The 16,517-nt window shown below is 59.3% G+C and carries 21 protein-coding genes and 1 tRNA gene; 10 read left to right on the plus strand and 12 right to left on the minus strand.

Features of this window, described 5'->3' with window-relative positions; genetic code table 11:
- Positions 1-103: 103 nt before the first annotated feature.
- A complete protein-coding gene (locus LB519_RS11805; RefSeq protein ID WP_224620110.1) occupies positions 104-1,144 on the minus strand; it encodes an RluA family pseudouridine synthase in 1,041 nt (346 codons plus the stop codon).
- Positions 1,145-1,171: 27 nt separating this feature from the next.
- On the opposite strand from LB519_RS11805, the gene LB519_RS11810 reads away from it, so the two are divergent.
- The 4 genes from LB519_RS11810 (at position 1,172) to LB519_RS11825 (ending at position 3,168) form a co-directional block, all read left to right on the plus strand.
- On the plus strand, positions 1,172-1,555 hold the full coding sequence (locus LB519_RS11810) for a fimbrial protein (RefSeq protein WP_013529257.1): 384 nt from the start codon (positions 1,172-1,174) through the stop codon (positions 1,553-1,555).
- Positions 1,556-1,600: 45 nt separating this feature from the next.
- Positions 1,601-2,008 (plus strand): VOC family protein, encoded by a 408-nt coding sequence (locus LB519_RS11815; protein ID WP_023810974.1) that lies wholly within the window; start codon positions 1,601-1,603, stop codon positions 2,006-2,008.
- A gap of 90 nt (positions 2,009-2,098) precedes the next feature.
- Positions 2,099-2,173 (plus strand) — tRNA-Glu (locus tag LB519_RS11820).
- Positions 2,174-2,325: 152 nt separating this feature from the next.
- Positions 2,326-3,168 (plus strand): hypothetical protein, encoded by an 843-nt coding sequence (locus tag LB519_RS11825; RefSeq protein WP_224620112.1) that lies wholly within the window; start codon positions 2,326-2,328, stop codon positions 3,166-3,168.
- A gap of 76 nt (positions 3,169-3,244) precedes the next feature.
- Here LB519_RS11825 and LB519_RS11830 read toward each other — a convergent pair whose 3' ends face one another.
- The 10 genes from LB519_RS11830 to LB519_RS11875 all read right to left on the minus strand — a co-directional run bounded on the left by LB519_RS11830 (position 3,245) and on the right by LB519_RS11875 (position 11,934).
- Positions 3,245-3,823, minus strand: a complete 579-nt coding sequence (locus LB519_RS11830) for a hypothetical protein (RefSeq protein WP_224620113.1) — start codon at positions 3,821-3,823, stop codon at positions 3,245-3,247.
- Between the two features lie 94 nt (positions 3,824-3,917).
- Positions 3,918-4,565 carry a hypothetical protein gene (locus tag LB519_RS11835; RefSeq protein ID WP_224620114.1) on the minus strand — a complete coding sequence of 216 codons (648 nt, stop codon included), beginning with the start codon at positions 4,563-4,565 and terminating at the stop codon, positions 3,918-3,920.
- Positions 4,566-4,578: 13 nt separating this feature from the next.
- Entirely contained in the window at positions 4,579-4,950 is a 372-nt protein-coding gene (locus tag LB519_RS11840; protein WP_224620115.1) for a hypothetical protein, read from the minus strand.
- Entirely contained in the window at positions 4,950-5,357 is a 408-nt protein-coding gene (locus tag LB519_RS11845; protein WP_224620116.1) for a hypothetical protein, read from the minus strand. The genes LB519_RS11840 and LB519_RS11845 overlap by 1 nt, the downstream gene beginning before the upstream one ends.
- A 7-nt stretch (positions 5,358-5,364) precedes the next feature.
- On the minus strand, positions 5,365-6,807 hold the full coding sequence (locus LB519_RS11850; protein ID WP_224620117.1) for a hypothetical protein: 1,443 nt from the start codon (positions 6,805-6,807) through the stop codon (positions 5,365-5,367).
- On the minus strand, positions 6,804-7,217 hold the full coding sequence (locus LB519_RS11855; RefSeq protein WP_224620118.1) for a hypothetical protein: 414 nt from the start codon (positions 7,215-7,217) through the stop codon (positions 6,804-6,806). The genes LB519_RS11850 and LB519_RS11855 overlap by 4 nt, the downstream gene beginning before the upstream one ends.
- Positions 7,218-7,658: 441 nt before the next feature.
- Complete coding sequence (locus LB519_RS11860; RefSeq protein WP_224620119.1) at positions 7,659-9,983, minus strand: phage/plasmid primase, P4 family; 2,325 nt, start codon at positions 9,981-9,983, stop codon at positions 7,659-7,661.
- A gap of 131 nt (positions 9,984-10,114) precedes the next feature.
- Positions 10,115-10,312 (minus strand): transcriptional regulator, encoded by a 198-nt coding sequence (locus LB519_RS11865; protein ID WP_224620120.1) that lies wholly within the window; start codon positions 10,310-10,312, stop codon positions 10,115-10,117.
- A gap of 106 nt (positions 10,313-10,418) precedes the next feature.
- Positions 10,419-10,610 carry a hypothetical protein gene (locus tag LB519_RS11870; RefSeq protein ID WP_224620121.1) on the minus strand — a complete coding sequence of 64 codons (192 nt, stop codon included), beginning with the start codon at positions 10,608-10,610 and terminating at the stop codon, positions 10,419-10,421.
- Positions 10,611-10,677: 67 nt separating this feature from the next.
- Positions 10,678-11,934 carry a tyrosine-type recombinase/integrase gene (locus LB519_RS11875; protein ID WP_224620122.1) on the minus strand — a complete coding sequence of 419 codons (1,257 nt, stop codon included), beginning with the start codon at positions 11,932-11,934 and terminating at the stop codon, positions 10,678-10,680.
- An 89-nt stretch (positions 11,935-12,023) separates the two neighbouring features.
- Between LB519_RS11875 and LB519_RS11880 the strand changes: the two genes are divergently transcribed.
- The 5 genes from LB519_RS11880 (at position 12,024) to LB519_RS11900 (ending at position 15,033) form a co-directional block, all read left to right on the plus strand.
- Positions 12,024-12,347 carry a hypothetical protein gene (locus LB519_RS11880; RefSeq protein WP_224620123.1) on the plus strand — a complete coding sequence of 108 codons (324 nt, stop codon included), beginning with the start codon at positions 12,024-12,026 and terminating at the stop codon, positions 12,345-12,347.
- A 30-nt stretch (positions 12,348-12,377) separates the two neighbouring features.
- Complete coding sequence (locus LB519_RS11885; RefSeq protein ID WP_013529259.1) at positions 12,378-12,554, plus strand: Flp family type IVb pilin; 177 nt, start codon at positions 12,378-12,380, stop codon at positions 12,552-12,554.
- Positions 12,555-12,828: 274 nt separating this feature from the next.
- Complete coding sequence (locus LB519_RS11890) at positions 12,829-13,410, plus strand: VOC family protein (protein WP_013529260.1); 582 nt, start codon at positions 12,829-12,831, stop codon at positions 13,408-13,410.
- Positions 13,411-13,432: 22 nt separating this feature from the next.
- Positions 13,433-14,290, plus strand: coding sequence for a glutathione S-transferase family protein (locus tag LB519_RS11895; RefSeq protein ID WP_224620124.1), 858 nt, complete (start codon positions 13,433-13,435; stop codon positions 14,288-14,290).
- 374 nt (positions 14,291-14,664) lie between these two features.
- Positions 14,665-15,033: a hypothetical protein gene (locus LB519_RS11900; RefSeq protein ID WP_013529262.1), complete on the plus strand. Its 369-nt coding sequence runs from the start codon at positions 14,665-14,667 to the stop codon at positions 15,031-15,033.
- A gap of 15 nt (positions 15,034-15,048) precedes the next feature.
- Here the strand turns inward: LB519_RS11900 and LB519_RS11905 are convergent, their stop codons facing one another.
- Complete coding sequence (locus tag LB519_RS11905) at positions 15,049-15,261, minus strand: hypothetical protein (protein WP_013529263.1); 213 nt, start codon at positions 15,259-15,261, stop codon at positions 15,049-15,051.
- Between the two features lie 306 nt (positions 15,262-15,567).
- Here LB519_RS11905 and LB519_RS11910 point away from each other — a divergent pair, with 306 nt between their 5' ends.
- Entirely contained in the window at positions 15,568-16,482 is a 915-nt protein-coding gene (locus tag LB519_RS11910; RefSeq protein ID WP_024503001.1) for a DUF2865 domain-containing protein, read from the plus strand.
- The last annotated feature ends 35 nt before the right edge of the window (positions 16,483-16,517 follow it).

The raw sequence follows: 16,517 nt of genomic DNA on the forward strand, positions 1-16,517 counted from the left end.
GAACAAAACCAGAAAAGACAGGCATTTGTTCAACACGAAACAGTGTGTCACGGTGAAGTGAACAATGTCAGTCAGGTTTTTTGATGGCTTGTCGGTGACGGGTTCAGAGTTTGCGGAAGCCGCCGACGAGTTCCTCCATGTCCCTCGGTAACGGCGCCTCGAACCTCATCGTTAGATGGGTAGTGGGGTGGCGAAATGCAAGGAGCCAGGCATGCAAAGCTTGCCGGGGAAATGCCTTGACCTGGCTTTTCAGCGGTTCCGGCAGCCGGTTGGCCTTGGTGCGGAAGGCTTGGCCATAATCGGGGTCGCCGATCACCGGATGACCGATATGCACCATGTGGACACGGATCTGGTGGGTGCGGCCGGTCTCCAGCCGGCATTCGACCATGCTGGCGGTGGCGAACTCCTGTTGGCTCTCGCCGAAGCGCTCCTGCACGGCAAAGTGGGTGACCGCATGGCGGGCGTCGTCGCGTCCTTCCGGCACCACGGCACGGCGCACGCGGTCGGCGGCGCGGCCGAGAGGCGCGTCGACCCTTCCGGTCGGCCTCTGCGGTATGCCCCAGACCAGCGCCAGATAGGCACGTTCGAGATCGCCGGTGAGGCCGTGATCGGCGAAAGCCTCGGAGAGTGACTTGTGGGCGCGGTCAGTCTTGGCGACCACCATGACGCCGCTGGTCTCCTTGTCGAGGCGGTGAACGATGCCTGGCCGCCGCACGCCGCCAATGCCGGAAAGGCTGTCGCCGCAATGATGGATCAGCGCGTTGACCAGCGTACCGGTCCAGTTGCCCGCTCCGGGGTGCACGACAAGCCCGGCCGGCTTGTTGATGACAATCAGCTCGTCGTCCTCATAAAGCACATCGAGTGCGATGTTCTCGCCCTGCGGCTCCGCCGGCTCCGGCTCCGGCATGGTAACCGACACGCTTTCGCCCGGCGCCATCTTGCGCTTGGTCTCATCGATCAGCTTGCCGTCGACCGAGACCGCGCCTTGCCTGATCAACATCTGCACGCGGCTGCGTGACATGTCCGGACCAAGCCTTGCCGCCAGCCACTGGTCGAGGCGCTGACCGGCCGCGTCCGCATCCGCCACCAGCACGGTCGGTACCGCCTCTATCAATTCAGGGGCCTCTTCGTTATGAGCGCTCATTGAAAAACCGTTCCGGAACTGTTTGCCATGGCCAGCCCGATCGCCGAAGAAGACCAGGATAAGCCGCTCGACCCCGAGGTCGAAAAGGTGCGCAGGAAACTCGTCCGCTTCGTCGGGATCAATCTCGGCCTGCTGTTCCTCGCCCTTATGGTGGTGATCGGCGCCCTTGTCTACAAAGCGCGCAATGCACCGCCGGCGAACCCGCCGCTGGCCGGGGATATCCAGACACCCGCCGGCGAACCGGTCAGCGGCGACATCGTGCTGCCGGTTGGGGCCAAGGTGGTCAGCCAGTCGCTGTCCGGCAACCGTGTCTCGATCGACGCCGAGCTTGCCGACGGCAGCCGCACGATCTTCGTCTACGACATCACTGAGCGACGCCTGATCGGCCGCTTTGCGATCCGCAACAAGTGACCGAGCCGCAACGATGAACGGCAGCAGGCCAATGAAGCCTCGGGGATGAGCGGGTTCGCCGAACATCGTCGCGTCGCCACGGTCGCCCTGGTCGTCGCCAATTATGACGAGGCGATTGCCTGGTATGTCGAGAGGCTGGGTTTCCTGCTCGTCGAAAATGTCGATCTCGGCGGCGGCAAGCGCTGGGTCACAGTGGCGCCGGCCAACGGGCAGGGCGCCAGGCTGCTGCTGGCCGAGGCTTCCGACGAGGCACAAAGCAAAAGTATCGGCAATCAGACCGGCGGGCGTGTCTTCCTGTTCCTGGAAACCGACGACTTTGCCCGTGACCACGCGGCGATGCTGGAGAAGGGCGTCGAATTCCGCGAAGCACCGCGCTTCGAGCCCTACGGCACGGTGGCGGTTTTCGCCGATCTGCATGGCAATCTCTGGGATCTGATCGAACCGAAACGATAGGCTGACGGCCGGCTTTTCCTCGACCGGGGAAAGCGGCCAAACCCCAGTTGCTTTTTCCCAGCGCTCAGCCTATATCGCCGGTTCTTGAACGCGCCCATCGTCTAGCGGTCAGGACATCGCCCTCTCACGGCGGGAACAGGGGTTCGATTCCCCTTGGGCGTACCAATGATTTCAACAACTTAGCCGACCGGCGTTTTGTTCTGTCCAACGTTTGTGGAATGGGTGTTGCTGGTGACCTAGTCGCTGGCTCCCCATTTCAGGTAAACTCATAGCAGCGCTGATTCCTTTTCAGCGGCCCTGTGAGGCGAGTTTTCCTGATGGACCGTAGTAAACTGACATTTGAGGAGGCTGAAGGCGCATCCGCAGTGCCTAGCCAACTTGCACTGAAGGAGGTCAGTCAGGAACTGCGGGCCATTTTATGGGCTCGTTTTTACGACGTGATCAGAGTTTACGATGGAGAGATAGTCGAACCTTGGGACGTAATTCTGAGGAATATGCATATTTATAAAGAACATAAGATGGCGGACGATTTTGATCCGAGTTGGAGATTTCAATCGGCCAGGCTTAAGAAGCTTTTTTCCGAAGGTACGTACATCGAGATCTTTGGCTTCATCCAATATGTCTTGAGACAGAATAAATGCCCATACGGTCTCGATGACATTATTGATAGTATTCTCAGCTATACGCGGGCTGCATATCGCGTCGTCGACGGAGCAACGATAGCTCCTGTAGCGTCCGAGGAGGACAGAGTTAACTTAGAGCGCGCGTTCGCCGATTTGGCGAAGGTCGAATTCAACGGCGCACGTCAGCACCTTCGTAAGGCAGCCGAAAGTGCCGCAGCCGGTCAATGGGCCGATAGTGTGCGGGAAAGTGTCCACTCGGTGGAAGCAACTGCGCGCAAGCTGATTCCAGAAGCGAGGGAACTTGGGCCGGCACTGACGAAGCTGGAGGAGAGCGCAGCGATCCACGGCGCACTGAAAAAGGGCTTCGGGGCAATATATGGCTTCAGCAGTGACGAAAAAGGCATTCGTCATCCACTGATCGATGACAGAAGTGCAAACGTGGATGAGACTGACGCGTTGTTCATGCTCGGTGCATGCGCAGCATTCGTATCGTACTTAATCGGCAAGGGCAGGGCCGCCGGACTTATCGCTGCCTAGAGACCGACGGCCGCCGGACTCCTAGCTTTGGAGCCACACGCATCGTCCCAAGTGTGCAGAGTCAAGCCCAAGGCCGTTACCGCCGACCCCGCCCCGAGGGCATCTGATTGATGCTATCAGGGCGGCGATCAAAGCGGTTGGGCTTTCGTTCGCGCCACACCGCTCCCTCGTCACCACCCACCAATTTCACGACGAGACTGTCAACTTCACAAAGGCCGTATGCGTTTCGGCCTGTGACGACAAATCCCCGCCCGTCATCAGACGGATCAACCTCAAACGAATTCTCTTTTTTCAACATCGACATCGCACCCTCCAACAGCCCTTCTTTGACGCCGGCTTTCTTGAGCGATGACTGAATGGCATCGTTCACCGCATCGTTGCGCCACGCTTTCCGTTCCCTTTCCACCCTGGCAGGGATGTCCTCCATTTCGGCATTGATGCGGGCGATCTCAGCCTCGCCATCGCGAATGACATCTGCGGTCTGCGTGGACAGAAAGTAGCCCTTGCCGTTTTCGTCCTCGATGTAGGCCATTCGATAGGATTCAGGGATTGCTTCCAAACGATCCGCTGCAATGCGTCGCGGCAACCGCAGGAGATCACGTTGGTTGTGCACCGAGAGTAAGTAGCTGCTGTTGATCAGGGCTGGGCTGTCCACGTTTATGCCTCCTGCTGATAGGCCGCCAACGCGCTTTCCCGCTTCGTGCGAGCGGCGATGGCAGCATTGGCGAAGGTGGTATCCGACGCCTGCTTTACCAACTTGGTGAATGCTCCTGCCCCGTATCGCTAGCAGCGCGCATCTTCCGGAGGCGGTCCAGACGCTTCATCTCCACGGGGAAGGCCTGCTGGCGGAACCGGTGGCGAAGGGATTCCAATTCCGCCGCCTTCATGCCGGTCGTAACCCGTGGTGCGCGCAGCACCGCACCAATGAGCGCCATATCGTTGCTGGCGAGAGCATCATTGATCTCCTTGGCACGCTTATCGTCGGGCAGCGCCTTCAACGAATCACGAATCTCCCTGTCGTACCGCTCGCCGATCGTGGCGTCCGGTGGGGGCGCAAACGTCACTTTCTCAAGCGACGCTATCGTCGTATCAACCTTCTCCTGAGCGGCGAGCAAGCGGGCCGCGACACGCTCGCCGCTTTTGCGTGCCGCAGTAGCCACCTGGATGGCGGCGGCAGCTGGCGGCTGCGACGCGTCGGCATAAGTGGCGTTCGCGAGATCGACCAGCGCGAGGGCCTCCTCCCTCGCCAGTTTCAGGGCTCCTGATAGCGCGAGATGCTCCAGGTCAGGTTCGGGTTTGATATTGCCAATCTGCCTTTCGGCAAAATGGTCGATTGTCCGCTCATCGATGCTGGGCGAGACGTGCAATTTCAATTCCTGTTCGGCAACGGTGGCCATGGTTTTTTCTCCTTCAGACTTTTTTGTTTTGGACGACCAGCAATGCAAATGAGGCGCGCGCTACACCGGCCTCAATCTCGACAAAGCCGCCGCTCGCCAATTCCCGTTGGCGTGGTGCCAACATGATGCGCGCGACGTGTTCCTCGCGCTCGACGCACTGAAAAACCCCCTTGAGGCCGTCAATCGTCACCGACTCGCCTATCTCGAAAACAGGGCGCTCAGCGGGAATCAGAAATTCCGTTCCCTTTTGGAATGCGGTGTAACTGCCATCCGAGTTGCGTCGGATCAGCCTCGCATCCTGTCCGCCGTTCGGATTGCCGACGAACTGAAGGACGCACCAGCGCAGGCCTGAACCCAGCAAGACGATATCGCCAATCTGCACCATCAGACTGCTCCCAACAGGTTGGCTTCTGTCCAATCAGCCTCGGGGCTGATGTCGTGTCCGACCAGCAAGTTGAAGGCGAGACGCCAGCGCATGACCCATTCGGTGCTGCCGTTTTCGCGCCGTAACTTGATGAACTGTCCGCGCTGCTCATCCACCGCAAATGGCTCGTCGCCGTAGAGCGTGTACACGTCGCCCTGATCAATCTCCGTGGTGCCCAGCCAGCCCATGAAGATGTCGTTCTCGGACTCCAGCGCATAGACGATGTCGTCGCCGTACGGCGTCGGCTCAGGTCGGACGATGAACGCATAGCGCCCATCATGCAGCCCCTCGACGTCATCCACATCAAGCAGAAACGCGACCACCCATTTGTGACCCAGTGTCGTTTGAACTATGTCGCCTTCGCGCATGCTGTCCTCACATCGGAATGGCTGTGGTTGTGGTCTTCGTCTGACGTCGGTTGCGTGCGATGACAGCCAGGCATCCAGCGACGGCATTCGCCACGTCGTCATGCCCATTCGGGTTGTGATCGATCGTCTCGCGGCCACCGCTCGTCACGCGGCGCTGCATGCCAACGAGCTGCGACACCAGCTTGGAATGGTCCAGAAGCTGGATCGAGCGGCTGTTCAACATCGGCAAAAAGTTCAGGAACAGCTCGCTCTTGTTCAGCGGCGACTTGATGTATCGGATGCCATACCGGTCGAAGGCATCCACGACCCACTGAGCCGCGTAGTTGTCGCCATAGACTGAATCGCAGCCATACGTCTTGAGCGTCGCGGCGAACTTCATCACGACCTGTTCGGGGCGGAACGGCGGCTTCACCTCGTCCACCAAATCCAGAATGATCAGGTCTTTTCCAAGCTGCTGGTCGTCCAGCCCGTCATGTCCGATGCCCAACGTGAAACTGTCGGTGCCACTGCCGCCAGCCGGGTCGCAGAAGGCCGTGTAGGGCTGGCGCAGAGCGTTGGGCAGAATTGCTGCCAGACCCGCAGCTACGCACGCTTGCACGACGGCAAGGTCCACAAAGGCCGCCAAGTCCTCTCGGAACTCGCCTAGGTACTCGGCCCGCGCGGCAGCAGCATCGCGTTCCAGCGCACGTGTCACGACACGCTGCGATAGGCTCGGATTGAAATCGCGGCTCGCGCCCCTCGCGACAAGGATAAGGGGATCACCGTTTGGGCCGAAGTCGCGCTCGACCGCTTGGAACACTTCGCCCGACTTTGCGAACGGCGAGCTAATCGCGACCAGCGGCCCAGATGTTGTCGCGAGCGAGGGGCGCACCGCATTCAGGATTTCCTTATCGGTGTTGGCTGAATATTCCTCCGACTGGAAGAACGCCAACTCATCGAAGATCGCGCCAATGCTGGTGACGCCACGCAACCCGCGCCATGTCGCTGCCCGCACTTCCAGTTCAATGCCGGTTTTGAGAGCGATGATGTCGGCGCTGACGTTATCGACGCGCTGCGCAAACAGGGGGAGGTTGAAGATCGACTTCGCGTAGTCGAAAGCGATGTTCGCCTGTTTCTGATTGTAGCCGAGATAGAAGAGCTTTCCGGTTTCACCCGGCACCAGCACGTCCGACCAGTCGCAGAGGGCCGCGAGGTAGGCTGACAGGACGGACATGGCGCGCGTTTTGCCGCCACGGCGACCGACGATGCCCCAGAACTCCTCGACGGGAGATAGCGGCTCGTGCTCGCGCTGGGTCAAGGTGGTGAAGATGACACGCTCTTCTGCCGTCAGCGGCTCGCCCATCAAGGCGATGAGCATCACCCGCCACGGAAGCCAACTGTCACCGCTCAGGATGGTGCCGAACAAGTCCGGGTCGGCGAGGGCTTCGCGCATGGAGATGATCGGTTTCATGCCGCTGCTTGCTTCCGCTTGGCGGCGATGTGCCCCTCTATCGTCCTGGCTGGTTTCTCCTTGCGCTTGAGACCGAGACGCTCAAGGAGACGTCCTAGGTTGCCGGCTGTCCGATTGTACAGGTCGAGGGTGCGCTCACCCACTGTCTCATCCTCCGCGAAGCGCGTCTCCAGCTTCTCAAGCTCAACGGTCAGGACGGCGACACGGCGGATCAGGGACTTCTCGGCGGCGGACATAGCTTCCAGCCCGCCTCGATCATCCACATGCTCGGCAATGACCTCCTTCATCCTGCGCACGTAGACGGAGCGCTCGTCTCTCGCACCCAGTAGGGTGGCGCTGCCGTTTGCGATACGGGAGCGCTGCGGGGACTTCTGCCCCTCGACGGGAGGCTGATCGGCTAGGGCATCCATGGGCGAGTTTTGCTTCTACCTTGGTGTCATATCGCACAAACGTTTGACAGAGGACGCAAAGCATAACGCAACACATGGATTAAGGCATTGTTTTTGTTTGTATTACTGTGTCCTAAACTGTTTTGGTTCCCGCTGTGTTCAAGCGTTAACGTGGCTTTTGCGGACCGCTAGGAGGGGACGCCAGTGCTGCGCCACAGGGGCAAGGTGCCGGGGCATAGCAAAAGCACGAGACAGCGATGGATTTTTCATACCATCACTGCGGCAACGCGATGCACACGAGGCTGAGTCAGTTTTTACCTAGGTATACGTGGGTGCCACCATGGTAGGCCATGGCATTTACTGACTCGCTCGCCGTCCTGCCTTCCCAAAACAATATACAATTCCCTTTAGGGATCAGTATTTACCTGGGTATACGTGGGTGATGCCATCGCCGCGTCGTCCCTAGAACGGAATTGCCGGGTTGTCGTCCGTCGGCGTCGTATCGCGATGACGGACATTTTGACCAGTCTTCAAGCCGATTCCTTTGTACACCCGTCGCCGCTTCTCGCCCTCGTACACATCACCATCGCTTAAGCCCGGAACAGCGGAGCGCAGGTTTCGTCCGAACCACACTTTTGTCCCAGCAAATTTATTGCTTCCCGATGACGATTGGTTCTCCACCCAAACCGCATACTGCTCCCACAATTCATCGACACCAACCGAGAGAGTTGGTCCAACATCGCATATGGCGCGAACGAACGCCTTCACTGGCGACGCCAAGTGTTCAATCTCTTCCAGCGCCTCCTGCCCGCTTGCAGGCTGAAGGAAGTGCCCCCGGGAGCGAAGCCGCTCATATCCCGCTATTGCCCAATTCAGGATGCCCGATAATTCCGCCTTCAACTTGTCGAACAGACCGGGGTCCTCCTGACCCAAGAAGCTGGTCTTCAAGACAATGATGATGAAGCGGTTAGCCATCGCGCCTGAGCCATCCGACAGCGCCGGCAACTCGTTGGTCAGGATAATGAACCGCGTCTGCAGCTTGCCATGCCAAAACGAAGTGTTCTTCCTGTTGACGCTCAATGGATCTTCGCCAGAAATGGAAAGCAGCCTTTCCGTCACCGCCGCCTTGTCGGTTTTCTGGCCTATGCGGGCGTCCGATATGATGGCTACAGGCCGGGGGATAAGCGGCTCCAAGCCAAACTCGCCGCTAAGGCTGTGCATGGTCGGCCCCGCGACGGAATCACGCCCCACCAGTTCGCGGATCACACGTCCTATGGTGCCTTTGCCCGAGCGGGGAGGGCCGACCATGAGCAGGATTTTCTGTTGCGATGTGTCGGACAGAAGGCAGTAGCCGATGAACTCCTGTGTGGCGTTTCTGGCCTCGACATCATCGCCATAAATTGAGTCGAGGAAGGCAAGCCACTTTGTTGGTTCCGCCGCATCCGGGTCGAATGACACATCGGATGCACTGGTGTTGAAGTAGGTAGGAGTCGGACTCCATAGCTCCCCGGTCGGCAGATGCAGCAAGCCGTTTTTAACCGCCATAAACTCGACCGGCGGCGGATGACGGTCTGCATCCGCCAACCAAGCTGGCACCTCTATCTTCGAGCTAAGCTGCGCTCGCGCTCGCAGCGCGTGGATGATGCCCTGAACTTTATCGTTAGTCGGCTTGAAGGGGACTGATCCCATCTTGCCGGGGGCCTTGGCGCGTTCAGTGAAAGCCCAGACGATGGCCTCCATGATTTCTTTTTCGACTATCTCATAACACGCCCCGTTCCAGAGCCAGAACGTCTCGCGCTGCCGGTGCAAAGATCGGATATTGTTCGCGTCGGTGTATTTGGTGTCGAGCAGCTTGACGGCAGACCGCATAGGGTCAGCCGGGTCCAAGATGTCGTGCGGGGACCAAGGAGCTGCCTTGCCAGCCCGAAACCCCGACGCGATTGTTATCATCGCTTCCTTTCGAGGAAGCTCCAGTTCGTCCGCTGCTTCGATCAGTCGTTCCTTGGCAAGGACTTCGGACAACAGGCCTTTTGCGACCATTCCGCTTACCGTGTAGGCCGCCTTGTTAAGCGCGATGTTGCGGTTGCCCTTAGCTGCCTCGTTGAGCCTCGCGATTTCACGCGACAGCACGGCAAGGGCTTCGGCATCATCCCCACTGTTCAACACGGGTGGAAGGTCGCGAGCGTCATCTAGCCTCGGGCCCCGGTAGAAATCGCGTCCGGGATATGGGGCGGCTTCAAGCGTCTCTAGGAGCCGGACAAGGCGCGGCTCGCCTTTGTTATGGAGGAAGCCGGGCAGCCGCATAACCCGGGGCAAGTCCTTGACAGACTTGTCGCTGCCGAACCGCTCGATAAGCGCAAGCTGGGCGTTCTCGAAATCTCCAAGCTCAAGCCCCTCAACCCGCCAATATGCGTGCCAACGCTCCTTTGAGGTTTCGACCACAATGTGCGGTTTGCGCTGGTACTGAAGGACGGGTTCAAGGGCCGCGCCATCCAGATCCACGAATACGGCACGGACCCTGACTATGTCCGCTGTCTTGCGCCCCTTGCCGTTCGTTTCATTGACGGTGACGAAGACGCCGGCGCCCTGTTTGTTCAACCTTTCGAGTTCAGCCTTATGCTGCCTGAATGAGCCGCTAAGCGTCTTCACGAGTGTACGGTCGTCCCGACCCTTGTCCTCGTCAAAGGTCTGAAAGGTGAAGCTTGTTGCTTCTGGATCGAGCTTGCTCAGGAACAGCTCGGCTTCGTGCAGGTCTTCTTGATTTGATGACTCGTGGAGCGTGGCCATACCCGCATCTCCTTGTTTTATCAATGGCTTGCGGGTAATGTTGCTGTGCGAGGGGACCCGATTTTCCCTCGTCTTCTCCATCTGCCCGTCGCGCATGTGCTTGCGCGGCGGGTTGGCGTTTTAGAGGGGAGCTAGGCGGCCAATTCGGCGTCGGCAGTGCGGGCCTTGCGCCATGCAAGTGCGGCGTCATGCGAGATGCTGTAGCGCCCACCGACGCGCATCAACTCGGGCGCAGTGCCGTTGTGGCGCATGCGATAGAATTTTGTCCGGCTGACCTTCTCGAGGTCGCACCATTCATCGATTGTGTAAGATGGGAGAAGCGTTTCCATGACCGTGCTCCGTTGGCTAATGGGCACAGAATGGGACAGCCTGGGACGTTCAACAAACGCGCAAAAGTGTGGAAAGATCAGCCACTTTCGAACGGTTTAACTGGAACTATCGCCAGCGGCGGCGGGCATCGCGAACAGCGGGAAATTTCGCCGGATCAATCCCATGCTTTTTCGCTATCGCGTCGTTCAATTCGCCCATGGACCCGCGTTTGTTGCCAGCTTTGCGAAGCTGATCGGCCTCGAACCAATACGAAAGCGTGGCTTGGTCCTCGGGCTGATCTGAGAAGATGAAGTCCATATACGTTCGCTTCGGCCGGTGGTTTGGCTTCGGAGCGTCGGGGTCGGGCATAAGGAAGACGGACTTGTCAGATTTGCGTGACATTCGAGTTCTCAATGACTCCAAAGCGAGGTGCGCCTGCCCGAATGGCATCAGCCGCAAACGAGGGTGCGAAGTGACTATAGTGCCGCTCGACCATTCTTGTGTCGACGTGCCCGAGGTTCTTGGCAACCACCAGCAGCGGGACGCCGTTCATCACCGCCAGCGAGGCCCAGGTATGGCGCAGCCCATGGAATCCGATCGGAGGGTCAATCTTGGCGCGAGTGCATGCGTCAAGCATGGGGCGGGATTGATGTGACTCAGCCCACGCGTCGCCGTTCGCTTTCAGCAGCATAATCTCACCGCTACCACGCCCAACAGTTAACGATTTGAAGAAGGCTACACCCTCGTCGGTTAGCACAATGTGTCTGGGCTGGCTGGTCTTGCTGATGTGCACTGCCACGGTGCCCGACGCCTCATTGAAATCACCCACTTTGAGGCGGCACAGTTCGCCGTATCGACACCCCGTTTGCAGTGCGGCCTGTACTAGCTTTCGGAAATCGGGCTCGCTGGCGTTGATCAGGCGCTGTGCCTCCGGGATTTTGAGATAATGGATGCGAGCGGAGTCAACGTCTTCGAATGCCTCCACTCGCCGCCAGGCTTTGTCGTCCTTCACCTTCTCTTCTCGAAAGGCGCGATTGAGCGCTGCTTTGAGGACAGTCAGGACTCGGTTGGCAGTGGACTTCCGCCGCCGCTTTGTCTCGTCATCCATCTCGCCGGTTGAGAACTTCTGCTCCTTGCCTTTTTTGGTCCGAAGGCGAGGGGGCGTTGCGGCGAGTTTATTGTGCCATCGCCTTATTTTTTCGGTTGTGAGTTCCGCCACAACCACCTTGTCGAACTCGGGTCGGATAAGCTGCTCGACGGTTATCTCGGTATCGCGATATGCCTTCTGCCGTTCTTTTGCGTGGGCAAGGTAATCGGTCAGTGCATCGCCTACGGTATAGGGCGATGCTGGCCCCTCGCGCTGGGCTCCAAGTATGGCACGGGCCTTATCGACGGCCTGCCACCAGTTCAGCACTTCCACGCCGTCAGCATCTAGCACGTCGTCCGCTATTCCGATCTTCGCCACTTTGTAGTTTTGGTCGCCTATATACGAGCGCATCACCCAGACGGACGCCACCTTCCCCTTGCGGTATCCGACATGCAGCCCTTCCGCGATGCTGCTGTAGTACGGGTCGCCCCTCGCCTTAAGCTTCTCTCGTGCCGCCCTCGAATCGTATTTTGCATCTCTGACGCGCTTTGCCATTTCCAGCCTCCAAACCCTTCTGTGCAACGTTTGTGAAATATAACAGCATGCCACAGGGTAGTACAGGGTGGGACACTTTAGGGCATTAAATGAGCTATATCAGACGCTTAAGCGAAACGGTTTGGGACACGATGGGACAGGTTTTCAGCTCTCTCACGGCGGGAACAGGGGTTCGATTCCCCTTGGGCGTACCAAGTTTTTCGACAAATTTGCAGGATGCCGTCGATTTCGTTTCTGAAGTCGCGGAGCCTCGATACTGTGGCGTCCGGGAAACCCGCTCTGCACAGGTAGCCGCAGCCTTAAAAACTCCCAGTGGCACCAACCAACCCGGCCTTTATTTCATTCGTCTGGCAAATGTTAACGGACGCGAAACCGAGAACCTTAACGTCCCCGCAACTCACGGCGAATATTAGTTTTCGCTTTAGTAGCTGTAGGAGGTTGAAATGCAGAAAATAGCTTGTCGTTTCGCTTGGGACGAGTCTGGCGCGACCGCGATCGAGTATGGCTTGATCGCGGCTCTCATCGCGCTCGCGATCATCACCGGCGCCGGGGCGGTTGGCAATTCGCTCAACGGGATCTTCACGACCGTCGGCACTACGGTCAACAGCAGCGGCTCGTAAGTCGGTACATCAATTCGGTCGGCTATCGGCCGGATTCGCCGATCTCAGCCTCCAAAGCGCAGCGCGTACGTGCTTCCGATGCCTGGCATCGGAAGTGCGGACGGCGCACTTTCCATCGGTCGGCTTTATCCGTTGCGTCACCGCGTTCGTCGCTTCTGGCGCCGCGGAGCTGTTTGCATTAGCATCACATCATGGATCCTGGGGTACGGCTCCAGCGGCGCGCAGAACGCCGCGCTGTCCGTAAGGCCAGTTGATCCATGGGGGAGGAAGGCCAATGCAGAAGCTGCAATCGCAGGGCGTCCATCACATCACGCTGGTCGGCGCCGGGCGCCAGACCTCTATCGATTTCTGGGAAGGCGTGCTCGGCATGCCGTTCATCTTCGAACAGCCCAATCTCGACAAGCCGAGGGAAAGCCACCTCTATTTCGATCCCGGCGACGGCCGGCTGATCACTATCTTCACCGACGAGAGCCGGACGCCGGAGAAGCGGCGCACGCCGACCGATCCGGGCTGTGTTCACCACATCGCCTTTTCGGTGTCGCGCGTCACCTTCCTGCAGGCGGTCTCCCGGCTTGACGAGCGCGGCATCAAGCACAGCGGCGTCAAGGATCGCGGTTTCATGGATTCGATCTATTTCGAGGATCCGCTCGGCCTGCTGATCGAGTTGGCGTCCTACCGCTTCGAACCGCCGGCGGGCTTCACCCATGCGGATGTGCTGATGGAAGCGCACAGGCTGCGGGTCGGGCGCGGCGACTACAACATCGCCGAAGTGCATCTCGCCGATGCGATCCAGACGCTCGTAGAGCGTTCCCGTGCCACCCTGTCGGACGATCGGGCGCCGAAGAACCCATACTGAACAGACCAGAGGGAGGAACAAGATGGCCAAGACAGCGACGAAGACTGCCGGGAAATCCGCGGCCAAAGCTGCCGCCAAGCCGGCGGCGAAAGCTGCGGCAACGCCAAAAGCCAAGACGGCCGCCAAGCCTGCCGTGAAGGCGACGGCAAATGCCGCGCCCAGGGCCAAGGCCAAGCCGGCCAAGAAGCCGGCGCTGAAGCTCAGCATGCTGAAGCCCAGCGTCAACAACATGACCGTGCGGGTGTTTGCGCGCGCGGCGGGTTTCGACCACGCCGAGACCGATGCCTGGGGCCACACCCGTTCGCCGGAGTTCATGGCGCGAAATCCCGCGCATTTGACACCGATGATCGAGGACAAGGGCCTGCCCAGAGGCGTGCTGTGGGAAAGCTGCGCCATCATGCAATATCTCGCCAACAAGCACGGGCTGGAGAAATTCTATCCGAAGGCACCGGCCAAGCGGGCGATGGTCGACAGTGCGATGTTCTACCTGATCGGCACGCTCTACCCCTATGTGGCGCGCGCCACCTATCCGGCGCTCGGCTTCCCGCACTATGCCGGCGAGGTCGGCCACAGCGACGCCCATCCCGACAAGAAGTCCGAAGCCCAGAAGGCGGCGACGGCGGCGATCGCCGAGCCGCTCGAAGTGTTTCACAGCTTCTTCAGGGACGGCAAGCCGTTCATCGGCGGCAAGCATCCGTCGATCGCCGATATCCGGCTGGCGGCGACGCTCGAATTTCTGGCCGTCATCGACTATGCCTTGCCCACATGGGCGAAGGACTATGTGGCGGCGATCGAGAAGAAGCTCGGCAAGGCCTATAGCGAGCCGGCCGGCGACGTGCGCGGTTATATCGCCCATGTGAAGTCCCAGGCCAAGGCCTGAGCTTAAGGGTTCGTTAACCAAAGCCCTGTCTACTGCAGGCAATTCGCTTTCGGCCCGCGACCACGGATGTACTGGCGCAGAACGTCGCAGCGATAGGAAAGGTCGGCGCAATGCCGGCCTTTTGCTTTTCGCACGCTTTGTTCGACGCAATTCCCAAGGGAAAAGCGTTATGCGCCTTTCCGGGAAAACCGTTTCACACTTAACCGGCATTGCTTTATCGCCAGGCGCGATCGAGCAGCGATCAGACCGCGCAAGCCCAGTCAGGTGTCGCTTTTTCGGCGTCAAGTTTGCCGAGAGATATTGCCATTGCCGACGTTGGCCCTACCATCCATTGAGCGTCCCAGATGGACCGTGGTCAGGCGTGAGGGCTGGCGATGAAAAGCGTTGCGAGACGGATTGCGGTTGCGGGCGTGATGCTGGCGGGCGCTGTTCATGCGTCAAGTGCAGCTGAACTCAACACGATGGACGATGTCGGGGCCGCGATCCAGGCTTGCTGGACACCGCCGGCGGGAGCGGGAACCGCCAGCGTCACCTTGAGCTTCAGCTTCAAGCGGGACGGCACGCTGATCGGCCCACCGAGGCCGACAGCCATCAAGGTAGAAGGCGATGCCAAGGCGAAGAAGTCCTTTGTCGACGCCGCAACGACCGCCTTGCAGAATTGTCTGCCCCTGACCTTCTCAGCGAAACTGGCGCAAGGCATCGCAGGCAACGTGTTCACGTTGCAATTCGCCTCTCCCAAGTAGGCATCCGCCGCCGGCTCAATGGTGACTGCGCCTTGCCGCGGCATGCCGGGCAAGATCGGGCGTTTCGAAGACGTAGTCGTTCCAGGCCGATTCCGGAACCTGGCCGGCCAGATAGCATTCCAGCAACAGGCTTTGTTCGGGATTGAGAGGCCTTGGCGCGCGCTGATCCAGCCCCAGCGAGTGAAACAGGTTTCTTGTCAGGTCCGAGACGGTGAAGTGGATCGACATCTGCGTTCTCCCTTTGGTCCTTCAACGCGGAAGACAGGGCAAAGGTTTCGAACGCTTGGCGATAATGGCGGTCCGTTTCGTTGCAGGTCCGCGGCGAGGGTCGGGCTTGCGCTTTCCTTCGAGGTTCGTCTCAATCTTGAAATAAAAATGTAATATCGAATTTACACGAGATGACATAATACAATAGACAAAAGCTTACTCGGGCTGAAGTTCTTGAGATAATTAGAGTTTACTCATATAGCTGAAGCTTGTGTAAGTTATGGACTGTAATTCCGGGTTCTCAGCAAAAAGGACCGAGTTGTCCCGATGATCCGTTTCTGGCCTTCCATGATGGTCGCATTGATTTCGCTGGCGGCGGTTTTGTTCGGGACGCTTTCGTCCTACGCGGACAGCTGCGGCGCGATCAGAAGCCAGTTGCTTTCGGGTGGCCGCAGCAACGGGGCGAACCCGGAGCTTGCTCAACTGCGCCGGCAACTTGCAGCCATCCAGACTATCGAGAGACAGCGCCAGTGCACGGCGAAAAGTTCGCTTGGTGGTCTCTTCAACGCTTGCGCCGATCTCGCCAGGAGCCGCTCGGATGTGCAGCGCCGGATCGCTGCCGCCGGGAATTCAGGCCGCGACACGGCGGGTCTGCAGGCGCGCCTCGTGGCGCTTGGCTGCGCGCCTTCGGCAAAGCAACGGTCTGCGCGCGCCGCGCCCGGCACCCAATCGGCGAGCACCACGTTCGGCGGCAATGCGATGCTGTTTTGCGTGCGTCTGTCGGACGGGTATTTCTTCCCGGCGCCAAAGTCGCAATTCGCCGCCAGCGGTGATCTGAAGGAGACGGCCGATCAATGCCGTTACATCTGCGATGACCCCAGCGTCGACCTCTACACGTTGAGCGATGCCAGCCTCGAAACCGACCAGATGGTCGCGCTCGACACGCGCAAGCCTTATACCGAACTGCCGGCAGCCTTCAGATATCGCGATGATGCGAATTTCAAGGCATGCGACGTCAAGCGATACTACCAGCGGGTCACCGAACTGCGAGCCAGGACTGTGACGCCCGCCAACATGCGCAATGCCATTATTCCGCTGCCGACGGCGAAGCCGGATCTCGGCACGGTTGCGGCCGTCCCTGGAATCGATGCCGAAGCGCCAGGTGCCGCCCAGCACCTTTCGATCGAGGCCGGCAAGCGGTCGGTGCGCGTGGTCGGCCCGGCGTTTTTCCCGGCCGAATGATCGCCGGCTTCCCCAATTGGCGATCACCGGCTGCG

Source organism: Mesorhizobium sp. AD1-1 (genome assembly GCF_020164655.1).
In the GTDB taxonomy this organism is placed as follows: domain Bacteria; phylum Pseudomonadota; class Alphaproteobacteria; order Rhizobiales; family Rhizobiaceae; genus Mesorhizobium; species Mesorhizobium ciceri.